Origin of the sequence: Dyadobacter sp. LHD-138 (assembly GCF_030929615.1) — a bacterium.
In the GTDB taxonomy this organism is placed as follows: domain Bacteria; phylum Bacteroidota; class Bacteroidia; order Cytophagales; family Spirosomataceae; genus Dyadobacter.
Window position 1 is genome coordinate 214,268 of sequence record NZ_JAVFVU010000003.1, and the last position, 22,432, is coordinate 236,699.

Genomic DNA, 22,432 nt, shown 5'->3' on the forward strand with positions numbered 1-22,432 from the left:
AGTTAAAATAACTGGTTCTAAAAAATTTTCTCCCAAAAAAGAGCTGCCTGCATTACGTTAACAGTAATGTGACTTATTCAATAATCCTCTTTGCCTGGCGGGAAATGTGCGGTCAAGTTCGATGCCGTCTGTTTCAAAATTTACGAGCAGAGATGTCTATCCCTTTCGCCTCCGCACTAAATTACTAAAATATAACAACTTGCGTTATATCGTGCCTCATTTTTTAAAATTCTCCGCGTTCCTTTTCCTACTTCCGTCCAGTCCCTGTAAACGACCTTACCAGAATTCGTCTTGAGCCATCTGCGACGTTTGATATGGAGAAAGACTTTGTCTCCACGAATTGGAAATCCTGATTTGTCTTTAGGCTCTCCATAAGCTCACCTATACCCCCAGCCTGAATCAACAGCCTCAATGGTTTACCGTTTTCATTTCTAAGTTCCTTTATCTGCCTGGCAGCTTTCGTTAATAGAGGATTTGGCTATAAAGTATGCTTTGACATCACGGACCATGACCCGGACTGTCATTTCACAATGGAAGAGCGGACATTACAAAATTTCCCAATGCTCGGCAATCTTGTTCCCATTCATCCGGAACATTCGGTATCCATAAAAAACTTCTGTAACCTTGCAGCTGTCATCTACGCACAGAAGTTCGCTCACACTAATTCTCACATGACAAACGACAAGCTCTCCCAAGATAGTCAACGCTACGATTTCTGTCTGATGAGAGACCACTTCTGCCAGCTCATTTAGGTAGATTATCAGGCCTTGTTGATTCTGAACCACAGCATAAGGCATCGAGTGGTCAATGTAATGATCGTCCAGATAAACAGCTATTTCTGAAAATCTTTTCTCGTTCCAGACTCTTTTGATGTATTCTAATACACATTCAATATCCGGATTAGAAAAATGCCCAAGCTGATTTGTTTTTTGAATCTCAGGATTAATCATTTTTTCAGTTTTATAGGTAAAAATTACTCATCTTATGTCAACCCGTTCTCTGACTGGCCGATGGGTTTTCAGGTTTAAACCATAAAATTCAATGTATTCAATTTCCGGGGAGAGCGCTGTGCCTCCAACGATACGGATGTAAACTCTTTTCAGCTCACAGATTTGCCCATTTATTTTAATTTGAACAACATATTTGCTCTGCTCATTTTTATTTAGCTGCATAAGTCTGTTAGGAAAAGCTACCGCCTTTATCATAAAACTGTCGACACCCATAGCCGTAGCAGAAAGTCCATAACCAAATTCACGTTGAAATGCATTCAGTTTCTGTTTTTTTCCATCATCGGCATATTTCATCCAGAATATGTCGATCGGGTCCTTTTGATCCAGTGCCCGTCCTTTTGCATGTTTAGCGCATAGCAAACCGTATTGATATTCGGATCTCTTTGAATATAGAGTAACAGGCCCGGCACATTTTTTGGAATTGGCCATTTAATAGAACCAAGACTATTTTGGGCTTTTGCGTAAGTGGACCAAATCGCAATCATAAACAGAGGCATAAGTAAGAGCCTTTTTATTATAAATCCGTCGTACTGATTTCACAGGTATTAAAAACGGCATTACGAAAGCCGAAATCCTTAACTTTGGTATGCAAAAAACGACAGTCGATGAATTGACAGTCAATGAAATTAACACTGCTCAAATCAATGCTTTGAAAGTTGCAATTTGAAAATGTACACTTTACAAAACCCCTGTTACTAAAATCTTTGTCGGCATAGTCGGCGCTCTCGAATCTTTCGTTTTGGTATATAAAGTGTTCTGATGATTGGTTCATGTCTCTGGATTAAAATTGGGTTCGGTTATCCTGCAACGATATACGTCGGGGCATTAGTAAAGTATTGACGGTTTACATCGATTCAGGTTTAACAGCATGCTTAAAGCAGAATCCCTTTAAGCATGCTATTATTTTAATTTACTCCGCCGCCCAACGCACGGTACAGATCCGTTACAGCATTTAGCTGCTCCAATTGGATCGTTATCGCTTCCAGATCGTTTTGCAGTCTGTTATTTTGAGCCGTTATAACTTCCAGGTAAGTAGTCATGCCACTTTTATAAAGTTTCATCGCGTCATCTGTCGCTTTATTTAACAGCGCCGTTTTCTCTTCCACCAACACTTTTCTTTCCGAAGCACCCTTGGACTTTGCCATTGCATCCGATACTTCGCTTACGGCTGTCAACACGGTTTGTTTAAATTGTATCACAGCTTTCTGCTGTTCCAGGGCTGCCGTTTCATAAGCCGTTTTCAGTGCATGCTTTTGAAAAATCGGTTGAGTCAGGTTGATCGCAATGGTCTTTGCCATCGATCCCGGCAAATCGAACCAACTGTTAAATTTGAACGAATTGGCCCCAATTTGCGGAGAAAGACTGAAAGTCGGATACATCGCGGCTTTTGAAAGACCCGTTTTTGCATTGGCATTCACCACAGCAAACTCCGCTGCTTTCACATCCGGCCTTCGGCTTAGCAATTGTGCAGGAACAGCCGATGCAAACTGGGTATTGGCTTTTACATGGGCAAGATCCCCTTCTCTTTTGATGCTGTCCGGATAGCTGCCACATAAAATACTCAACGCGTTTTCCTGAACGGCTACATTCTGCATCGCCAGCGGCACAAGCAGCTCAGCCGTTTTTTTCTGCGCCTGGGCCTGGCCAAGGGCAAGAGAATTGATCTGGCCTGCAATGTATTGCAGCCTCATCATATCCAGCGTTCTGTCACTGAGTGCTATGTTTCGCCTCGCTATTTTCAACTGCTCATCCAGACTGATCAGATTGTAATAAGCCTGAGCGACCTGACTGATGATACGTGTCTTCAATGCGGAAAGATTTTCTTTCTGCCCAAAATAATTGGCAACAGCGGCCTCCTTTTGCATTTTTACCTTTCCCCAAATGTCGGCTTCCCAGGTAAGTTGAAGCGACGCGTTGTAATCGTCCATGTAAGAAGTTCCTACAAACTGCTCGCTCAAAGAGCCATTAAGGGAATTCTTGGATAAAAAGGCGCGGCTTGCTCCTACATTTAAATCCAGGTTGGGCAATAGCCCTAACTTTGCCTGACGAACTGCCAGGTCAAGCTGCTCCATATTTTTCAGCGCTATGGCAATATCATTGTTTTTTTCCAGCGCTTTTTCAATCAACTCAACCAACTGCGGTTCGTTAAAGAAGGTTCTCCACGGCAGCTGCACTGAATCAGCTGTCACAGCGATTTCGCTGCGGAACTGGGCAGGGGTTTGAAGATCCGGGCGGGCATATTTTTTACCCACCACACAGGACCCCAAACTTGTTGCCAAAATCAACCCCACCATTATATTTCTGTTCATTGCTTTCATTGTAGTTCGTTAACAGGTTGGAGAACTGTTTGTTTTGATCCGGAGATTTTTTCCTGTAGGTATTGGAACAGCATGTACAAAAGCGGTATCACAAAAATCCCCAGGACAACCCCACTCAGCATACCGATCGTAGCACCCGTACTAATAGACCTGTTCCCCACCGCGGAGCCTCCCTGGGCTACCATCAAAGGAATCATCCCAACAATAAAGGCCAGCGAAGTCATGAGGATAGGACGCAGTCTGGACTTGGCTCCCTCAATCGCAGACTCTTTTATACTGCTACCCAAAGCTCTGCGCTGAACGGCAAACTCAACGATTAGAATAGCGTTTTTGGCTAGAAGCCCAACGAGCATGATAAGCCCTACCTGCACATAAATGTTATTGTCAAGTCCGATGGCTTTGATTGCTGCGAAAGCACCGATGATACCGGTCGGAATAGAAAGGAGTACCGATAGTGGCAGCAAATAACTTTCAAATTGAGCCGCCAAAAGGAAGTACACAAACAGCAGACACAGGGCGAAAATAAACACGGTTTGATTACCCGCCGATTTTTCTTCCAGACTAAGCCCGGTCCACTCGTAGCCATAATCCGAAGGAAGTTTTTCAAGCACGTTCTTTTCAAGGTTTTCCATGATATCGCCGCTACTTGCTCCGGGTAGTGGTATAACACTAATTGTCAGCGCATTGAAAAGATTATATCGGTTCACCGATTCCGGCCCGTATACTTTGTGCAGCTTGATGAGCGACTTAACCGGTACCATCTGGTTCTGGTCATTGCGGACAAAAATTTCATTGAAAGCCTGCTCATCAGCCCTGAATACGCCATCCGCTTTCACACTCACGCGGTAAAACTTGCCAAACTTGGTAAAGTTCAGGCTCTGGTCACCAGAAAAATAAGTCTGGATCGCACCCATCATACCACTTATGCTTACGCCCATCTGCTGTGCTTTATCTTTGTCCACTTCCATTTCCAATTGCGGATAATCGGTACGGAAGGTCGTATAAGCATACTGAACGCCGGGCTGCTGCATAATCTCCCCAATGACCTTGTCTGACATTTTCTTCAAAGCAGCGGCATCTTTACCTGTTTTGTCCTGAAGGACGATCTCCGCACCACCAGTCACACCGTAACCTTCAACAGGAGGACTACGGAATGCCATCACAGTACCTTCTTTTATCCCTGCGAACTGTCCGGATAACGTCGCCATAATCTGATCTATATCCTGAATTTGTCCCCGGTCCTTTTTATCTTTCAATTTGATAAAACCCATGGCGTATGCCGGACTGGCACTGTTGGATAAAATATTGAAACCTGTGATCGTCGAACTGTTTTTGACTGATTCCGTTGCTGCCAGTATCTTATCGATTTTAGCGGCAACAACCGTTGTACGGTCAAGAGCCGTTCCCGGAGGCATACTCAGACTGTAAATAATAAAACCGTCGTCTTCCATCGGCACAAAACTTTTTGGTGTGCTCATCATTAGCCAGCCAGCGGTAAGTGTAATCAGCAGAATCAGCCCCGCGCCAATCCATTTTCTCTTAACCAGAAACTTCAGTCCTTTGACATATTTTCCAGTCAGATTGTCAAAACCGGCATTAAATGCCGTAAAAAAGCGCTTTTTAAATCCCTGTTTTACTTGCTTATGATCATGGCCTTCGGCATGCGTATTTTTCAAAAGCAGGGCGCACAATGCCGGGGTCAGTGTCAAGGCATTTACAGCTGAAATGATGATCGCGATGGCCAGCGTATAGGCGAATTGTTTATAGAAAATACCCGATGATCCGGTCATAAAACCGATAGGAATGAACACGGCCGACATCACAAGCGTAATCGAAATTACGGCACCCGTGATTTCGCCCATGGCGCTATGCGTAGCTTCTTTCCCGGACATAGGGGATCCTTCCATTTTACTATGTACGGCCTCGACGACCACAATGGCATCATCGACCACGATACCAATGGCCAGTACCAAAGCAAACAGTGTCAGTACGTTGATTGTAAAACCAAAAGCCATCAGGAAAAAGAATGTCCCCACAATAGCCACCGGCACCGCAATGGCCGGAATGATGGTTGAACGAAAGTCCTGAAGAAAAAGGAACACAACAATAAACACCAGGATAAATGCCTCGATAAGTGTAGACTTAACCTGGCTGGTGGCCTCATCCAAACGTTCTTTTGTACTCATCAGGCTCGTATATTCGATTCCCGGAGGAAAAGATTTCGATGCTTTCAAAAGCTCCTTCTGAACGCCGATCTCAATTTCATTGGCATTAGAACCCGTTGTTTGCAAAATAGCGACCGTTACAGCACTTTTTCCGTTAGATGTTGAGTTTCCACTGTAATTCAAAGAACCAAATTCGATCCGGGCTACATCTTTTAGTCTGACCATCTCAGTTCCGTTTCTTTTCACGACAATATTTTCATACTCGCTGGTCTGGTTCATCTTGCCTTTGTAACGCATCACATATTCGAGTGAGGCGTCTGATTCCTGCCCAAGTTTCCCCGGCGCGGATTCTATACTCTGATCAGCAATTGCCTGGTTAACATCGGCTGGAATAAGACCGTAGCTAGCCATCTTCTGAGGGTTCAACCATACACGCATTGAATAATCCTTTGCTCCAAACGCCTGCGCCTGCCCTACACCGGGTACGCGTTTAATCTGGGGAACAAGGTTGATATTGACATAGTTTTGAAGAAACAATTCGTCATATTTTTCATTGTCTGTTGTGTAGACATTGAAAATCATGATCATACTATTCTGCTGCTTTGAGGTTGTTAAACCCATCTGGATCACCTCCTGAGGAAGAATCGGCGTAGCCTGCTGCACACGGTTCTGGACATTTACAGCAGCCTGGTCGGGATTCACACCCTGTTTGAAAATAACGCTGATTGAAAACGACCCGTCGTTACTGGCTGTCGATTTGATGTATTGCATATTTTCAACACCATTGATCTGTTCTTCCAGCGGAGTTACTACCGAGCGGATCACCGCCTCACTGTTACCACCTGGATAAGTTCCCGACACCATAACTGTGGGTGGAGAAATGTCCGGAAATCTTGTTACTGGCAACCGGGTCAATCCGATAATACCAAGGATTAGCAATACGACAGAAATCACCGTAGCCATTACGGGCCTGTCAATTATCTTTTTTAACATAAATAAGTTGTCTTTGAATTACTTGGAAAGAGAATCGGCAGAAACTACCTTGGGCGTTACCTTCATACCTTCATTAAGCACATCGATACGGTTGAGCGCAATTTTATCCCCGTTTTGCACACCTGATTTTATCAGGTATGTATTGCCGGATTTTCCAGCGATCTGAATAGGTGTCATCGCGACCTTGTTACTATCTGCGAGTTTGAAGACAAAGTATTTTTCCTGAATATCCTTCACACTCTCCATAGGCAAGTTAAGTACTCCTTTCAGTGTTTGGTGAATAACAATCCGGCCAGCTCCACCGGAACGCAGCAGTTTGTCGGGATTCGGAAAAACAACTTTCATACTCATGCTTCCTGTTGTCGGATCAAGGTTTCCGCTGGCGCTTTCAAGCTTTCCTTGATGGTCATAAATTGCTCCGTCAGCGGTGATTAGTTCCACCTTTGGGTTCTTTTCCATCCCTGTTTTTTTGAATGTAATAAAATCGGCTTCACTCATCGAAAAATAAACAAATACCTGATCAATGTCCGACAACGATGTAAGTGGAATCTGGTCAGAAGGAGTTACCAGATTACCAACCCTGTTAGGTATACGTCCAATGTATCCGCTTACCGGCGCTTTTATATGCGCAAATCCGGCATTGATCTGGGAAGAACCCAAAGCAGCTTTTGCCTGGGCCACCTGTGCTGCTGCTGCGTCATAGCTGACCTGTGCCGCTTTCAACTGTATATCCGAAACTACTTTCCCTTCAACCAACGGACGGATCTTTTCCAGTTCCAGGCTGGCACTTGCCTGTGCAGCCAAAGCAGATTTAAGGCCTGCACTGCTGTTGTTTACCTGCTCGTTAAAAGCATCACTTTTTATCTTAAATAGTGACTGCCCCTTTTTGACATAATCTCCTTCTTTTACATAAATGGCATCCAGATAACCCGATACCTGCGCTTTGATATCAACGTTGACACTACCTTCAATTGAGCCAGGATACGATGTTTGAACGGGTGCACTGGTGCTGCTCAATTCAACAAAATCGGTTTCCTGTGGCGGTGCCTCTCCCATTTCGGTCTGCGCAGTACCCGAACCGCAGGAGGTTAACACGGTAGCCATAGCCAATATCCAGAGGCCTTTAAGAAGCATGTTTGTTTTAAAAGTACGATAAGACATTGTAAGTGATATTTAATTCGAATGCAAAGAAACCCTGCGGCGCGCTGCGTCATTAAGCTTTTTTGACTGAAGCGTATTTTTTCGCGACTGAAACGAGGGACGTGCTAAACTGAACCAAAAACAGGCTTTATGCCAAGTAATCCTACATTCTACTACGGAAAGTACGTTCATCTAGCCAATCAAAACGCAGTAAAATAGTTGCAGACATTGAGTATTACGCTTTGGTAGGCAACCGTCTCCGGCTCAGTCGCGAATTTCTCCGGTTCAGTTAAATTTTGAGACAGACCACAAGTTGCTGCATTTAGTTTTGCATCAGTAAAATGAATCGTTTACGCCGTTAAATTTATAATGATGAAAACAGTACTTATTGCTTCCATGATTTTACTTCACAACCAACGATCTAAACCAGTTTAAATGAAAAGCATCATCGTAGCAACAGATTTTTCAAAAAGCGGAGACAATGCGATACGTTATGCCGTAAATACAGCCTACCGCTCAGGAGCCAGGTTAGTCCTTCTTACGCTATACAACCCATCACTGTTTGCCTTCAATGCCAGTGTTTCCGCTGCATCTGCAGATGTCCGGCTTGCTATGCAAATCAAGAGATTAGCGGCGGCCAAAGAGATCATTGCCAACACCTACGCCCTTCCTGTGGAATTCCACCTGATCTCCGGAGATTTCATACGGGATGTTAGGCAATACGTTGATCTATACAGTGCCAACACGCTGGTTATCGGCATGGCAACAAACGCACTCGAAAAGGATTTGCTAGCGCATGTACCAACTACTGAGCAATCTTCAAAACTTTCCATTGAAGCGCTTTCCGCTAAAAATTGTTTTGGTGTCAACCGTATTTATTTCTCCCCGGAAATCCTTCATGAAATACAGTATAACCTCTCTGTTAAAATTAAAAATTTCGCCAGAGAACTGGGGGCCACCGTTGGTCATTTTCAAATCTGAGCAAGCACTTAAAAAAATGTGGATACCTGGGCCTATTGATAGCGTTCCATCTCTCTTTTAGCAAACAGACATGAAAATTTTTATAGTTTGCAAACCAAATTCGGTAATGATACCAGGCAATAGTATCAGGCCGGAAGCAGTAAATTTGTTTAACGATGTTTTAGATGCGATAAGCGATTTGATCTATTGTAAGGTAGATATGATGATCATAGAAAGTGATATCGTCTCGGATCATAATCAAATTCGTGATTTAATAGCCTATGTTAATAAGGATGTACGTGTTGTCTTTACGTCGTCCCCGATTACCGTGATTAACGCATGACTCGCAAAATTCATAATTCAGATCTGGTCGGTATGAACAACCCACGCACTAAACTGATCACAAACAGAAGCAAGACAATAATCCTGGCTTCAATTTCCTTTGTGATGTTTTATATTTTTCAATATATGTTAGACCCCTATGACAGATTTTGGAAGAATTATTTTACGAGACCAGTTACGGAACTGCTAATTGAGTGGTTTGTATCGATGTTGTTTTGCGTCCTGATATCTATGTCGAGTATTTCCATTCATGAAAAATTGAACAAGTCCATTCCCTGGATCGAAAAGCCATTGGTGCGCCTGGGAATAGAAACCTGCCTGAATATTGCAAGCGTCGTTTTGCTGATTTTCACACTTTTGATCTCCATGTCGTACCTAATCGCAGATGGTCACGGGGGGTATAGTGAACATGAAATGACCATTGCTTATTGGCAATGGTCAACAGTCAGCATCTTCATAGCCCTCATCATTAGTGCCATTCATACAGGAGATTACCTGATCATGAACTGGAAAAATGCGGATCTTGAAGCAACAGAACATAAGCTAAAATCTGCGGAGCACAAGCAGGCAGCAGCAGAAGCCGAACTGCAAGCGCTGAAACTACAACTGGATCCTCATTTTGTTTTCAATAACCTCAGTGTACTTTCAGAGCTCATTTTAGAAGATCAACAACTTGGGTACAACTACTCGGAAAACTTCTCAAAAGTCTACCGCTACCTGCTGCTGAATTCAAAAAGAAACCTGATCACACTTGAAGAAGAATTAAAGTTTCTCAACGCCTACATCTTCCTTCTTGAACACCGGGCCGGTAGTCGGTTAGAATTCGAGATCCAGGTTGATAATGCCCATTTAAGTTTGTGTCTGCCGCCCATGACGCTGCAATTGTTAATTGAAAATGCCATGAAACATAACAAGTTTGTAAAAACCAACCCCTTAAAAATAAAGGTTCACAGCAGTCAAAATATGGATCTGATCGTTTCTAATTCCATCATCCCTCTGGAAAAAAAAGGGGTTTCTTCCGGAATCGGGCTACATAACATCATACAGCGCTATCTACTTCTTTCAGATCGGACTCCCGAAATAAATACAAATGACAATTTGTTTACCGTATCCATTCCATTATTGAAACCATGATTAAGCATATATTGATTATCGAAGACGAAAAACCCAATGCAGCCAGGCTAAAAAGGCTGATCTCGGTCGTGAAACCTGAAGCGCATATTCTGGACGTTCTGGAAAGCGTTTCTGAAAGTGTTGATTGGCTTTTGAAAAACCAGTGTCCTGATTTAATTATGATGGACGTCAGGCTCGCCGATGGACTTAGTTTTGAAATTTTTGAGAAGGTGCATCCAAAGTGTCCCATCATTTTCACCACGGCGTATGACGAATATGCAGTCCGTGCGTTTAAATTTAACAGCATCGACTATCTTCTCAAACCTATTGAGCAGGAAGAGCTCCAAAATTCCTTCCAAATGGTTGAAGAAAAACAGCAGAATGATACGACTAAATCCATTGAGGGCCTGCTGAGCCAAATGAATAAAAAGGAGTATCGAAGCCGGTTTCTGCTGCCCTACCGCGACGGGTTTAAAACCGTACTCGTCAGCGACATTGAACACATTTATTCCGAGCTTAGAATTACAAAGGCCAGGTTAATAAATGGGACAGAAGAAACACTGACCCAAACCCTGGAAGAGCTCGATCAGCAGTTAGATCCCAAATACTTCTTCCGGGCTAACCGACAATACATTGTACACATTGATGCGATTAAACAGGTACATAATTACTTCAACGGAAAACTCAAAATCGAACTGGCAAAAAACCCAGAAATCGAAATTATAGTGAGCAGGGAAAAAGCTTTGTCGTTCAAGACCTGGATGGATTTTTAGTTTTTAGATATGGTGTCTTTAATTCTGCCAGCTCCTTCCAGCGAGATCATCTAAAATGATTAGTACTTCCCGGTATACCAATCCATCAAACAGGCATTGGGTTGGAATAATTTAGAGAACCTGGTGAAAATAGCCGGAAGGTTAAATTCCCTACTTTCTTTTAATTTCAAACACATCCATTTGGTTCAACTTGCCACGGAGCAATCGCGCACCTAACAAATCAGCCTTAACTAAAGATTGATCGGAAATCCAACCGGCTACTATGGGTGATGCAAGCAGATCGATATCATCTATTGCTGAACAGCTTCGCGTCCAAGCTATATTTCCCGCCACCCGTAAAAATGAATACCAAAGCCAGTAACACGAAAAGAAACGGGTGTTGTTCTTCGTACCAGATTCTGCCGTTCCCAATAAAAAAGGTGATGTACAGCATTGTGCCTGCTGTGATTAAACATGCGAATCGTGTGATTAAGCCGAGTGTGAGCAATATCCCTGCAACCAATTCTGAGCCTTTTCCAAAATAGACCATTGTCAATGGAGAGGAGAATTTCTTAAAAGCATCCCATTTGGCATACTCCTCGATTTTTGTTGCATCGAATATTTCCCAGCCATGATACACTAAAAACAGCCCCACGATGATCCTGACAAATGTCAGACCGATTTCCTGAAACAAACCCGTTGCTGATAAAAATGCTTTCATGATGTTAAAGTCTGTCTAAATATCGCAGTGTTTTTTGCAAATATCGGTAATCATCCTTCCATTTTAATCATTTAGGTGTTGTGTTTGTCATTGACCGTAAAGCGCACGTATGGATCTATGCCATTAACCTAGGGTTACCACAAAAGAAGTAAGAAGCGGCATCATTTCCGTCACATCCGTTTTACCCCGGTCTTTGTTCGCGTCTCCAAGAACAGCATTTTCTAACGATGCAATGATTTCCTAACAAACACAGAGAATTTTACACTGTTAAAATAAAGAGTAACTCCGCTTATTCATTCAGTCCATATAATTCAACATGCGCCTTGTTAGCTTCACTTTCATAGGCAAAGGAAACCTTCTTTAAATCGTTCATCGGCTTAGTAAGATCAAATGCTCCACCCTCCACTATTGCCCCCCGGTGGCTGTCCGGCCTCTTGCAACAACACCAGGAGATCCTCATCGGGCAGATTACGAAAATCCCGATAAAACTCCCCCACAGCGTGAAATACCGAAGGCTGCTCCAAGATAACGACCTGATCGGCATGTTTAAAAATATTGTAAAAATCATGGTTTGCCGCAACCGGAACGGCAACAATGATTCGCTTGGGATTTCTTGTTTTACATAACAGAATTGCCGAAGCAATGGTCGCGCCGGTAGCAATTCCGTCGTCAACAAGGAGCACAGTCCGCCCCTTCATTTCAGGTAAGGGTCTTCCGCCACGAAAGCGCGCAATACGCCGCTTAACTTCTCTGGACTGCCTGTCGATGATGCTCCTTTTTAACTCCTCGTCTAAATTTTCCCATTGTCTGCTAAAACAAACAAAGTCGCCTTCGGCTATGGCCCCCATAGCGACCTCTTCACTACTAGGATCTGGCAGTTTCTTTGCAATGACAACAGACAAGTCGCCCTTCAAAATTTTGGCTACTTCATAAGCAACCTGTACACCCCCTGTGGGGATACCCAGAACCAGTGGGCGGGTGTCGTGTATCTTTGTTTTCAAAAGGACACCCAACCGTTTTCCTGCGTCAGTTCTGTCTGTAAAAATTGCCTGATACCCGATCATATCTCAATAGTTTTCAACATCTTAACTAATATGTCACTAAAAAAACACCTCGCATCCATGCCATAATTCAAGACAAATAAAAACAAAGCGTGAGATTATTCCTTGAATCGTGGAACAAAATACTCGACTGGCTTCTGGCACGAATTTTGGTACCAAATCCGATTTTCCTATCCCCTCGAACAACGTAAAAAAAGCTCGACAGACACGGTAAATCAATGTTTCAAGAACCCCGTGCCTTAGCAAAAGACCCGAGAGTCATCTCTGTAACCAGCTTTCAAATTCCGCAACGCACCTACCATTAAAACCTACGACAAGTCTGGCAGCGACAGCAAAGGAATTGGTGAATCGTAAATGAGTTTTTTTGAAATACGCTGACGAAACAACGAAGAGAAAAATCCATGTTGTCTGTGAATTGTTACGATCATAGACGCATGAAACTCATGCGACAAAGCCAAAATACGATCAGGGATATCCTCCCCCTGAACAAAATGAAAATTGGGATTGTAACCCGCCAGCTTGCTGCGTAAATTTGAGAGCAGGCCGCGCTTTTGATCTGAAAGTTTTTCCTCTTCATCTGACTCAACATGCGCCACATGTAAATCTGCATTAAATGCACCCAATAGCTCTAAAAGCTGATTGGCCGTCTCGGTAGGCAAATCGCCATGAAGATCTGCTGAGAACATAATCGAGCCCAGCGGTTTTCCGACCCCTGCGTCTCCGGGCACCATCAATACGGGAAATTCGCTTGTCCGCTGTATGCTCGTGGTGGTACTGCCCAGCAATAATTTTTCAATAGCCGATTTCCCGGATATACCCATGACTACGATGTCGATTGCCTGCTCCCTGCAAAAAGGGTTGATCCGGTCTGATAAATGGGCATCTTCGGCAATCAAATCAATTCTTACCTGGCTCCCCAGCATGGGTTTGAGCCGGTCACGTATCAGCCTCAATTGTTGCATACTGTCCGTATAAATCTGATTGCCGTCCAGCGTTGCAGGCATATCTGTGCCGACAATCACAGTCTGATAAACGTGGTATAAAACAACGCGGTCTACTCTCAAGGGGCCTGCCAATGCGCAGACATATTCGGCTGCACGAAAGGCGTTTTCCGAAAAGTCCGTCAAAATAAGTATCGCTTTCATATAAGAATCATTTACTGATAAAAATACAATGGTTATGCGTACAATTTTTACCTTAACAACGATCTCGACAACCAATATTCTATCGACATCTGTCGATTTGGGGGGCTGAAACAAACACAAAATTATAACCATCATCCCTCTTTTTCATTTTGTCCTGACAACCTGTTATTCAGTGCAGTCGAACTAAATACTCTTATAAAAATCCTGATCCAAACCTTTCTCCCACGCCATAAAATATCTGATAAATACACCGGCTGTCCCATGATAACCTTTTCGTCACTGGCATAGTTTTTTGATTATTTTAATCGTTAATCTTAAGGAGTGGCCTGAAAACGAAACCGTTTACCAGACCTGAGAATGAGATCCTCATAACTTGATCTGGACAACGCCAGCGAAAGGACATAGGTTAACAGGGAGGTTTCCTTTGTAAAAGAGGGCAACCTCCTTTTTTATAAAGACGGATAGTTCAACTCTTTAAAACTATATTTTTCGCCTTTGCGCTCTTGATTGTGCTGTTTGAAAGAAGAAATGCTAGTTTGGCACCATGAATTTTGGCCGCATAGGTGTAAGCCTGAGCTTCGCAAAGTGCAACCGGCGCCTGGCATAATTCGTCGCTTTGATACGATATCGAATCAAAACAGTCCTTCCACCCCTGGTTGGTGAGTCACCCGAAATAAAAGGACATGCCGTGACAGATCGGGTGCCATCCAGCGCGTCTCCATCGCTGTCAGCGGAAATAACAACAGATTGCTTTTATTATCTATTTTATATGGTGAAAGAAAACGATATCTGCGTAGTCCTGGTTACCTGGTCCAGCCCTCTATACTGTAAAATTACAGTTCTGTCACCGGGAAATGCAGGTGGAAATAATGCTGCTCTGCTCTGTCTTTTTTGACCACGTACTTCGAAGATATTCCGAAAATTTCTTCATCCAAATTATCGACTGGCACAACTATTTGCAAGGTCTCAATGTAATCATGTTGGACTTAAAACATGCCGCTTATGGACACGAAAATCTATCGCAGCTGCATAGAAGCCTGTTTTCTATGCGCTGCTGAATGCGAAAACTGTGTGACCGAGTGCCTCAAAGAGGACGACATTAAAATGCTCTCATTATGCATCGCGCTAAATCGTGAATGCGCTATCGTTTGCAGCGCTACGGCGAGACTGCTGAGTATGGGTAGTACAAACGCCGCCCATCTTTGCCAGGCCTGCTCTGAAATCTGTGACTTTTGTGCCGCAGAATGCGAAAGAAATTCCGAAATGGATCATTGCCGGCGTTGTGCAATTGAATGTAGCCGATGCGCGGAGGAATGCCGCCGGATGATGGTCCATTACATGTAACAACGGCATAATTCCGTAAAAGCGAAGAAGTCCCGAACTGGCAAAGATTCCTACAAAAGCAAACGCAGTAACTAACAAACGCAACTTTCTGAGAGCGCTGCGTTTGTTAGTTACGATTTTATCTGCGTAACTATCTGCATTCCATGCCCCTTCCTAAGGTAGATTCCGGTGGTGACGGTCTGATGTTTTTTAAAAATAAAATACGCATACACAATGTGGTATAATTTTTATCTTCCAAACAGTTATAACAAAATTCGCATAAAATTATGCCGTAGACAAAACGCCGGTATCCGGACTCGATGAAGAATCTGTCGGCAGATGTGAGAGAAAAAGCGATAGAGATCGCCAACACGGTCCTGGAAGATCGACATATGGATGAAGGCATTGCAATCGCAACGGCGATTAGCTGTGTCAAAGACTGGGAAACCAACCGTGGAAAAGGGACGGTAAAATAGAGAAACGGATCTCATACAATCCAAACAATCCTAGAAAAGGACCTATGTAACAGGGAGGATACTATCAAAATGCTAAGTATGGAATCTTTCTTATCAAATGCTATAATTCCAAATTTTTCAGAGGTGGAAAAAATAAGTTTTTGGTGGTCATCAAAGCTTTCACGACCTAACAAAACCCATTAACGAATTTACCGCCAAAAGTAGGGATGACCCAATCCGCCACGGAATCAGGTGGTCAATGCTTCCGAATTCTCCACTAAAATTGACAGAACGATTTCTAGCAACATCCATAAAATACAATTGTTTAATTTCATATTGTTGTTGAATCTGTCGTGAAGTTTTGTTTCTATTTATGCTTAATCAAGCGTACGGCGGTTTGACTCAAAGATTAAGCCCCCTGTCTACAATGTAGAGAGAGGGCCTTTTTCAGTGTCGCAATGATATTAGAAATACAAAAGGGATTGAACAAAAAAATTGACCTGTCTTTATTTGATTCGGGGCATTGGTACGCATATTGTCAAATTTATATTTTGTCAGGCGTCGACCTCCTGTAATCCGCTAAAAGTTCTAGTTTTTCAAAAACTTAAAATGCCTGGTCTCGTTGCGGGAGGTGACTAGTTTCAAAATATACAACCCGGCGGGCAAATCCCGGACCTGAACTCCGCCCGTTGGATACGACTCCGACGTGTACATCAACGTGCCTGAAAGATTATAAATACCTAACTGGCTGATCGCTTTGGCATCTTTTACATTTAAAAACAACCGGTCTGCTGTTGGATTAGGATATGTGCCGATGCTAATCATCTCCTCATCAAAAACCACGCTCCGGATCTTGCTGTACGCGAACGTACCGTCAAGATCTATCATTTTAAGGCGGTAAAGATTCTCGCCTGACAACGGATTCATATCCAGGTATTCGTATTTTTTCAGGGAGCTACTTTCAGTCAGCGCCTTTACAGATCCGATTGCCCGCCATGTCAAGCCTTTTGCGCTCCTTTCCACTTCAAAATGACTGCTATTGGTTTCCAGTGAAGTAGTCCAGGACAGCACAGCCGCAGCTTCTCTTTTTACAATTCCAAAACTTACCAAAGTCACCGGCAAGGGGTCATTGATGACCTTTAAAACAACAGTGCCGTCCGCATTGTTGTAGGCTGTTTGCCAGATTCTCGGCGAAACAGACGGAAGATTTTCCGTCGAAAATGTACCCGTGATACTGGCCGCATCAATAATTGTAAATTCATCACCCAAAACTGGTACATAACCATTGATCAAGGATACATTAAGCGTTCCGGATATTGTCATGGCGCCGGACACCAAAATTTTATCATAACCCGTACCGGCAATTGTTCCCCCAATCTCAACATTAACGGTCCCGTTATTGATCAGGTTGCCTGTATGGGAAAGGATGCCAGGAGAATTCCCCGGTGCTATGGTACCCGCATTGGTAAAGCTACTGTTGACGATCGTTCCGCTTCCTTTTATAGTCCCTGTGTTTGCTAATGTACCCGAAACAGTCAGCGTACTTGAATTTACGTTGACGATGCCCATGTTGTTAAGATTGCCGGTTGCAGCATTAAATCCATTGGGAAGATTAATCGTCTGACCGGCGCTGACGTTAACGGATGCAGCAGAAGAATTAGGGAAAATCGAGGCTGTTATCCAGAACACATTGTCTGGTGATGATTCCCAGCTTGCCGCCTGGTTCCAGTCCGCATCACTGTTTTTCGTTCTGAAATAATTGGACGCGGCAGACACTTTGTAAATATCGTATACCTCCCCAGAGGTAAAAGCAGAAGCGACGTTAGGCTGTGTCCCGGTGGTTGCAGTGAAATCAAGACGGATCGTACCATTTCCTGTCCCGGTGTTAACGTTTACTGTATACGTGGTTCCAGATCCGGAGAGACCCGATAAAGACGCACCGGCTACACCTGTGGTGGTAAGCGTAAAATCTGCGTTATTTAGGCCGGTCACACCCTGGGCGAAGGTTACAGTATATGACACGGATGAGGCATTTGTCGGAGAAGAATTCGCCCTTGTGATCGAAGTCACCGTTGTTTTTGTGTAAAAATCCACCTCATTACCGTAGGATGTCCCTACTGAATTTATCGCATAGGCTCTTACAAATATCCTGGTGCCCGCCGGAAGGGAGCCGATTGACTGGCTAAAATTACCTGTTCCGGCCCCGATGGAAGTTTTATTATTACCAACCGTAGGGCCTGTTACCGTATTCCAGACAATGCCCCGCTCCGTTACCGCTTTTCCCCCGTCACTGGTCACGTTCCCCCCCAAAGTAGCAGACGTTGTACTAAATACGGTCACAGCGGCCGTGGTAAGTGTGGGAGCAACAGGTGTAGCCCCCGTTGTAAACGCCAGCGCCGTACTGCTGCTTATACCCGCATAGATTCTGCCGTCGGTATCTGCGAAAGCGCCTTCATCAATTAATACGTAGAGTCCGGTTGTCCCTTCAAAATCAGCGCTTGGATTGACGGTGATCGTTGTCGTTGAACTCCCCGTAACCTGCGCGCTTGTAACAGGAATCGTCGCCACGGTCGAATTATTCGAGGTCCGTTTGATGACGATGTTTTTACCGGAAACCGCCGTCACAGCCTTGCTAAAAGTCAGGACAATATTTGCGTCCACGGCCACTCCCGTTGCCGCATTCGCAGGAACGGAGCTGCTTAAAACTGGCGGTGTACCATTCTGTTTGAATAAAATATTCTGATCAGTCGCAGTTCTGTACGGAACAAAAACATCCGCATCGTTATCATTGTCCCAGTCCGCTACGAATGCTTTCGCTGCATCATTATAAAATGCACCGTTATTCGGAATGTTGTTAAAAGGGTTATTGGTACCGACCACGTCCGTAAATACCCCGCTCCCGTTATTCTGCCAGAATTTTAATATTGTGACCGCATTCGAACTTGAAGCCTGGATATCAATGTCGCCGTCAGCGTCAAAATCACCGAAAATGTATTGGTTGTCAAATGCAATGGTAATATTTTTAAAAGGGCTGGCTACCCCGGAAATTTTCACAAAAATTCCGCTGTCATTCCGATAAAAAACGTTGTCCCCGCTATTAATGTCCTTGGTAACAAAGACATCTACATCACCATCATTATCCCAGTCTGCCACGCGTGCAAAGGTTGCACTTGAGTAAAACGCGGCTTTACTACTCAAACCGTTAAACGGATTTCCTGTGCCGACAACCTTTGCAAATTGTCCGCTGCCATTATTTCTCCAGAATTCATTGTCAGCAGCTCCTCCTCCCGCGTAAGAGTGAATGTCTATATCGCCATCCGAATCAAAATCGCCGTAAATCAGCTGATCATCACCGGATATCGTAATCAAATCAAAGGGACTGGCGGCTCCTGTGATTTCCTGATAAACTCCATTGTTGTTTTTGTAGAAAATATTTTGACCCGGAGCTGATCTTCTTGTAACAAAAATATCATCATCTCCATCATTATCCCAGTCTGCCACGAACGCAAACTGGGCTCCATAAAACGCTGCTTTTTCCGTAATGCCGTCAAAAGGGTTGCTGGCGCCGGTCACTTGCGCAAAGCTTCCGCTCCCATTATTCCGCCAAAATTGATTTACCAGTGCGCCCGAAAATGGATACAAGTGAATGTCAACATCCCCATCGGAATCAAAATCACCGTAAATGAGCTGATTATCTGTAAATATCGTCATGGCATCAAATGGACTGCTGGCTCCGCTTAATTCTGAAAAATACGGGATAAGAAGTCCTTTGAAATGGATATATTTTAATACATGCTCTTTGATAATACGACCGGCAACATACTCTAAATCCCAATTTCCACCCTTTCGATCCGAACCCGTATTATCCTCGGAACCAGCCACTGATATGCCTAACATATTGTGCAGGCGATTTACAAAACTTTTCCCGGCACGCCCGTTTGCAAGCTGACAGCTGTAAATCAACAGTTCAGATTTTTCAGAGGCCAGGCTATTGCTGATGGATTTCCAGAATCCTTTAAACTTTTCGAGATTGTGCTCGTTGAGCTGCTGTTTTCCCAAAACAAAATTGCCGGAAGTACCATGCGTCAGAATATGCAGGCGTTCCACGTTATGTAAGGAGCTGATTTCACGTTCCAGGGCCGGGAATCCTGTGTCTGTATTTTCTACAAGAATAACCTGGGATTTCCCTTCGGATGATGCAACAAGTTCCTGATAATTTTCGAGCGATTTGTCAATGATCACAACATCCTTAATATTGGCTTCTGTGCCGGACAGATCCAAAGAAGAGCAAAACAAATAGGTCCCGGCCATGATAGAGGCCACAACCAGAAGATAAATAGAGATTTTTTTCATAACGCTATACCGAAGGATTCACAAAGTTTAAACTGGGATAGAGGAGATTTTACCTTTTTTCAAATACTACATAAATTTAAACATACATTAACTTTAAATAGTACTAATGTATAGAATTTATACGATAATAAATTATAGAATTTATTTAACGGTTATGTCAACATAAGGCACAAATGGAATCATCGCCAGAATAGGGCTATTTTGACTCCTTAATAAGGATAACGCTGGTTCCGGCAAAGAAATCCGGGAAGTGTACACCGTTTAAAATGTGATTGTTTTGAAGGCCGAAGTTTAAATTAAAAGAGAGAAGCTCCTGATGAGCTTCTCTCTTTTAATTTAATTTCTTGGAGGAAATATTCCTTGCATACAAATGATAAAATTCAGAGCCAGATACGGCTGCATATTATTATGTGGGTGACTTCCTCCGGAAACACCAACATTGACAGCGGCAGGTCCGGATGTTGCCTGATTAAGCGTAACATTGGGTGCAGCCGAGTTAAATCCAAGTGTAGGGCTAAAATCCCGGCCCGATACGGTGCCAGGTACGGCAATACTTAAACCATTTGCAGGAGTCGATGTATCAGCATTCGATGCGCTTACCTGTATGGGGGCGTTACCCGTCTGGGCCGCGTGATTATGCGCAGGCATCTCATTCAGTGTAATCGTAACACTCTCTGCTCCAGATGACTGACCTAATTCATAAGGAGATAATCCTGGCCCATTGCCGGCACCAAGCGGTGTTCTGCCACGTAAATCAGGTAATCTGAATGTAGTTTGTCCGTCACCGCCGTAAGTAGTACCCAGTAATGAAAATAAAGCCGAGTTTTGCGTGATAGACAAAGTTTGTCCCTGACAGAATGCCCAACCTCTTGGGGCAAAATTTGGTGCCCAAGCCATAACTGTTCCCATGTAAGCTTCCATAGTTGAATAAGATTTAATTGATAAAAGAAAGTTTGAAATGTAAAAAAGTTGATATCGTGGATACTTAAAAATTTATAACTTCAGTGTTAAAAGATTCAAAGACTTCACCTGCTCTTACACCCAATGCCGCCATTCTGAATCCTGAAATCACCCCCTCAACCATTTCGATTACATTTAATCTCAAAAATTCCCCTTCAATACATTGCACAAATATTCCCTGGCTTACATCTGCGAAAACGATCGTTCCGGGCGTATACTTTGGTGCTCCTTCACCCAGCATCGCCAAAGAAACTTCGAGAACACGAATCATTTGGCCTCTGAACATTGTAATCGCTCCCTGGCAAGCCGGATTGGCTGCGTTAACAAGATTTACTATTTCTGCCGCCGACTGGGCAGACCAGTCTATGGTTAAGTCATGAATACTCGGGGCTTTGTGACAACTCCTCTCACTTTCATCCTGGGCTTTCAGGTATGACGATGGTTCCTGATTTGTAATTATTTCAATGGCAGCCAAAACCGCTTCCACAGCTGCATAAGATAAGCGCGCGGCGTATATCCCCTGGTTTTCTCCAGGATAAATATCAACAGAAACCTGACTAACGATCGGGCCCGTATCAAATCTGCCATCCATGCAATGAATGGTAATGCCTCCTTTTAAGTCGCCATTTCTGATCTGCCAGAATAATGGTGCGATGCCACGGTACTTTGGGAGCAGACTAAAATGGACATTATAGGAACCTAAACGCGGAATCCCGAGCACTACTCCGGGAATCTTATAGCCGAAAGTAAAAACCAGAATCATATCAGGCCTTATGTTTTCAATCCACTGCATAGCCGTTGATGAAAGTTCTGACCTGCTAAATCTCCGGAATGGAATTCCCATCATCTTTACCGACTCTTCCAGCCGTACGTTATAAGGATTAAGCTCCTGGGCAGCAATCACGCCAGCAACCATGTCTCTTTTTAACAGACTGTCAATAAGCGTAACCGGGTAAAAAGAATTGGCAAAAAGTATAATTTTCATCGCAACGTGGAGATATCTTTCTGGTATTAAACAGTAGTTATTCCTGAATACATTGTATCACAGAATTAATACTTTCCAAAATCATTTCTTTTTGTATTTCAAGTGTACCGACATACCGGGAATGGTGTTCCAAACACTGCGCCAATTTCTGATCCATCTCGTCAATTGTTTCGTCACCTTGCTCATAAAGTAAAACTGCCTTTCTTTTTTCAAGAGCACTTTTAACATGATCCAATTCGAAAATACGAAGCATTGTTTCCTTCACCTCTTCTATGGGCAAATACAGGTCATTTCCATAATCCGTTGATTTCAATTCGTTCAGGCAGTGGACGAAGCGATACCAGGCCGTGGAATGAGCACACTGCAAAAATTCGCTGCGGTCCTCCCTTTGACAAAAGCCAATTGTTGAAAATACTTTCTGCCCATCAAGATCATAAAATACAGGCAAACCACTTGTTTTGTCCGAAACTAACTTCTCGTGGTTTAGGCCGCAGCGCACGATACGAAAATCGCCGATTGACTTTCCAATCTCATACAACTTAAAAGCAAGGGGGTTACTAATGATGCTCATTTCGATAAATCGTTGTGAGGGTATAGTCGTTTTACAAAAACTAAAAATATTATTTAATATTTAAA

At 43.5% G+C, this 22,432-nt stretch carries 19 protein-coding genes, 1 pseudogene and 1 riboswitch; of the genes and pseudogenes, 5 read left to right on the plus strand and 15 right to left on the minus strand.

What is annotated here, in order from left to right:
• Positions 1-545: 545 nt before the first annotated feature.
• The 6 genes and pseudogenes from RB622_RS02355 to RB622_RS02375 all read right to left on the minus strand — a co-directional run bounded on the left by RB622_RS02355 (position 546) and on the right by RB622_RS02375 (position 7,647).
• Positions 546-950: a hypothetical protein gene (locus RB622_RS02355; RefSeq protein ID WP_308044887.1), complete on the minus strand. Its 405-nt coding sequence runs from the start codon at positions 948-950 to the stop codon at positions 546-548.
• Between the two features lie 27 nt (positions 951-977).
• A pseudogene (locus RB622_RS02360) lies at positions 978-1,507 on the minus strand (DUF4833 domain-containing protein).
• Positions 1,508-1,524: 17 nt separating this feature from the next.
• Positions 1,525-1,782 (minus strand): pentapeptide repeat-containing protein, encoded by a 258-nt coding sequence (locus RB622_RS30280; RefSeq protein WP_409021410.1) that lies wholly within the window; start codon positions 1,780-1,782, stop codon positions 1,525-1,527.
• A 133-nt stretch (positions 1,783-1,915) separates the two neighbouring features.
• Complete coding sequence (locus tag RB622_RS02365) at positions 1,916-3,319, minus strand: TolC family protein (RefSeq protein WP_308044889.1); 1,404 nt, start codon at positions 3,317-3,319, stop codon at positions 1,916-1,918.
• A 5-nt stretch (positions 3,320-3,324) separates the two neighbouring features.
• Positions 3,325-6,486 carry an efflux RND transporter permease subunit gene (locus RB622_RS02370; protein WP_308044890.1) on the minus strand — a complete coding sequence of 1,054 codons (3,162 nt, stop codon included), beginning with the start codon at positions 6,484-6,486 and terminating at the stop codon, positions 3,325-3,327.
• A gap of 18 nt (positions 6,487-6,504) precedes the next feature.
• Complete coding sequence (locus RB622_RS02375) at positions 6,505-7,647, minus strand: efflux RND transporter periplasmic adaptor subunit (protein WP_308044891.1); 1,143 nt, start codon at positions 7,645-7,647, stop codon at positions 6,505-6,507.
• A gap of 414 nt (positions 7,648-8,061) precedes the next feature.
• Here RB622_RS02375 and RB622_RS02380 point away from each other — a divergent pair, with 414 nt between their 5' ends.
• From RB622_RS02380 to RB622_RS02395, 4 genes are all read left to right on the plus strand, one after another.
• The gene (locus RB622_RS02380; RefSeq protein WP_308044892.1) at positions 8,062-8,607 is read left to right on the plus strand and encodes a universal stress protein; all 546 of its coding nucleotides are present in this window, start codon (positions 8,062-8,064) and stop codon (positions 8,605-8,607) included.
• A 70-nt stretch (positions 8,608-8,677) separates the two neighbouring features.
• A complete protein-coding gene (locus RB622_RS02385; protein WP_308044893.1) occupies positions 8,678-8,929 on the plus strand; it encodes a hypothetical protein in 252 nt (83 codons plus the stop codon).
• On the plus strand, positions 8,926-10,062 hold the full coding sequence (locus RB622_RS02390) for a histidine kinase (RefSeq protein WP_308044894.1): 1,137 nt from the start codon (positions 8,926-8,928) through the stop codon (positions 10,060-10,062). The genes RB622_RS02385 and RB622_RS02390 overlap by 4 nt, the downstream gene beginning before the upstream one ends.
• Complete coding sequence (locus tag RB622_RS02395; RefSeq protein ID WP_308044896.1) at positions 10,059-10,814, plus strand: LytTR family DNA-binding domain-containing protein; 756 nt, start codon at positions 10,059-10,061, stop codon at positions 10,812-10,814. Before RB622_RS02390 ends, RB622_RS02395 begins: the two co-directional genes overlap by 4 nt.
• Before the next feature lie 286 nt (positions 10,815-11,100).
• On the opposite strand, the gene RB622_RS02400 is transcribed toward RB622_RS02395, so the two are convergent.
• From RB622_RS02400 to RB622_RS02415, 5 genes are all read right to left on the minus strand, one after another.
• Positions 11,101-11,514, minus strand: a complete 414-nt coding sequence (locus RB622_RS02400) for a DoxX family protein (RefSeq protein WP_308044897.1) — start codon at positions 11,512-11,514, stop codon at positions 11,101-11,103.
• 386 nt (positions 11,515-11,900) lie between these two features.
• A complete protein-coding gene (locus tag RB622_RS02405; RefSeq protein ID WP_308044898.1) occupies positions 11,901-12,578 on the minus strand; it encodes a phosphoribosyltransferase family protein in 678 nt (225 codons plus the stop codon).
• Between the two features lie 305 nt (positions 12,579-12,883).
• Entirely contained in the window at positions 12,884-13,720 is an 837-nt protein-coding gene (locus RB622_RS02410) for a universal stress protein (RefSeq protein ID WP_308044899.1), read from the minus strand.
• 307 nt (positions 13,721-14,027) lie between these two features.
• A riboswitch (TPP riboswitch) is annotated at positions 14,028-14,138 on the plus strand.
• 347 nt (positions 14,139-14,485) lie between these two features.
• Positions 14,486-14,632, minus strand: coding sequence for a glycogen debranching N-terminal domain-containing protein (locus RB622_RS30285; RefSeq protein WP_409021413.1), 147 nt, complete (start codon positions 14,630-14,632; stop codon positions 14,486-14,488).
• Positions 14,633-14,845: 213 nt separating this feature from the next.
• A complete protein-coding gene (locus tag RB622_RS02415) occupies positions 14,846-15,142 on the minus strand; it encodes a hypothetical protein (protein WP_308044900.1) in 297 nt (98 codons plus the stop codon).
• A 221-nt stretch (positions 15,143-15,363) separates the two neighbouring features.
• Between RB622_RS02415 and RB622_RS02420 the strand changes: the two genes are divergently transcribed.
• Positions 15,364-15,519: a hypothetical protein gene (locus RB622_RS02420; RefSeq protein ID WP_308044901.1), complete on the plus strand. Its 156-nt coding sequence runs from the start codon at positions 15,364-15,366 to the stop codon at positions 15,517-15,519.
• Between the two features lie 567 nt (positions 15,520-16,086).
• Here the strand turns inward: RB622_RS02420 and RB622_RS02425 are convergent.
• The 4 genes from RB622_RS02425 to RB622_RS02440 form a co-directional block, all read right to left on the minus strand.
• Entirely contained in the window at positions 16,087-19,851 is a 3,765-nt protein-coding gene (locus RB622_RS02425; RefSeq protein WP_308044902.1) for a DUF4347 domain-containing protein, read from the minus strand.
• 336 nt (positions 19,852-20,187) lie between these two features.
• Complete coding sequence (locus RB622_RS02430; RefSeq protein WP_308044903.1) at positions 20,188-20,772, minus strand: tail fiber protein; 585 nt, start codon at positions 20,770-20,772, stop codon at positions 20,188-20,190.
• Positions 20,773-20,836: 64 nt separating this feature from the next.
• On the minus strand, positions 20,837-21,796 hold the full coding sequence (locus RB622_RS02435; protein WP_308044904.1) for a formyltransferase family protein: 960 nt from the start codon (positions 21,794-21,796) through the stop codon (positions 20,837-20,839).
• 37 nt (positions 21,797-21,833) lie between these two features.
• Positions 21,834-22,367, minus strand: coding sequence for a hypothetical protein (locus tag RB622_RS02440; RefSeq protein ID WP_308044905.1), 534 nt, complete (start codon positions 22,365-22,367; stop codon positions 21,834-21,836).
• Positions 22,368-22,432: the final 65 nt, after the last annotated feature.

Bases quoted from the DNA above. Each gene is read 5' to 3' on its own strand.
- RB622_RS02440 (WP_308044905.1), bottom strand. From the start codon at position 22,367: ATGAGCATCATTAGTAACCCCCTTGCTTTTAAGTTGTATGAGATTGGA.
- RB622_RS02385 (WP_308044893.1), top strand. From the start codon at position 8,678: ATGAAAATTTTTATAGTTTGCAAACCAAATTCGGTAATGATACCAGGC.
- RB622_RS02405 (WP_308044898.1), bottom strand. From the start codon at position 12,578: ATGATCGGGTATCAGGCAATTTTTACAGACAGAACTGACGCAGGAAAA.
- RB622_RS02390 (WP_308044894.1), top strand. From the start codon at position 8,926: ATGACTCGCAAAATTCATAATTCAGATCTGGTCGGTATGAACAACCCA.
- RB622_RS02435 (WP_308044904.1), bottom strand. From the start codon at position 21,796: ATGAAAATTATACTTTTTGCCAATTCTTTTTACCCGGTTACGCTTATT.
- RB622_RS02375 (WP_308044891.1), bottom strand. From the start codon at position 7,647: ATGTCTTATCGTACTTTTAAAACAAACATGCTTCTTAAAGGCCTCTGG.
- RB622_RS02370 (WP_308044890.1), bottom strand. From the start codon at position 6,486: ATGTTAAAAAAGATAATTGACAGGCCCGTAATGGCTACGGTGATTTCT.
- RB622_RS02420 (WP_308044901.1), top strand. From the start codon at position 15,364: ATGAAGAATCTGTCGGCAGATGTGAGAGAAAAAGCGATAGAGATCGCC.
- RB622_RS02395 (WP_308044896.1), top strand. From the start codon at position 10,059: ATGATTAAGCATATATTGATTATCGAAGACGAAAAACCCAATGCAGCC.
- RB622_RS30280 (WP_409021410.1), bottom strand. From the start codon at position 1,782: ATGAACCAATCATCAGAACACTTTATATACCAAAACGAAAGATTCGAG.
- RB622_RS02425 (WP_308044902.1), bottom strand. From the start codon at position 19,851: ATGAAAAAAATCTCTATTTATCTTCTGGTTGTGGCCTCTATCATGGCC.
- RB622_RS02430 (WP_308044903.1), bottom strand. From the start codon at position 20,772: ATGGAAGCTTACATGGGAACAGTTATGGCTTGGGCACCAAATTTTGCC.
- RB622_RS02380 (WP_308044892.1), top strand. From the start codon at position 8,062: ATGAAAAGCATCATCGTAGCAACAGATTTTTCAAAAAGCGGAGACAAT.
- RB622_RS02355 (WP_308044887.1), bottom strand. From the start codon at position 950: ATGATTAATCCTGAGATTCAAAAAACAAATCAGCTTGGGCATTTTTCT.
- RB622_RS02410 (WP_308044899.1), bottom strand. From the start codon at position 13,720: ATGAAAGCGATACTTATTTTGACGGACTTTTCGGAAAACGCCTTTCGT.
- RB622_RS02400 (WP_308044897.1), bottom strand. From the start codon at position 11,514: ATGAAAGCATTTTTATCAGCAACGGGTTTGTTTCAGGAAATCGGTCTG.
- RB622_RS02365 (WP_308044889.1), bottom strand. From the start codon at position 3,319: ATGAACAGAAATATAATGGTGGGGTTGATTTTGGCAACAAGTTTGGGG.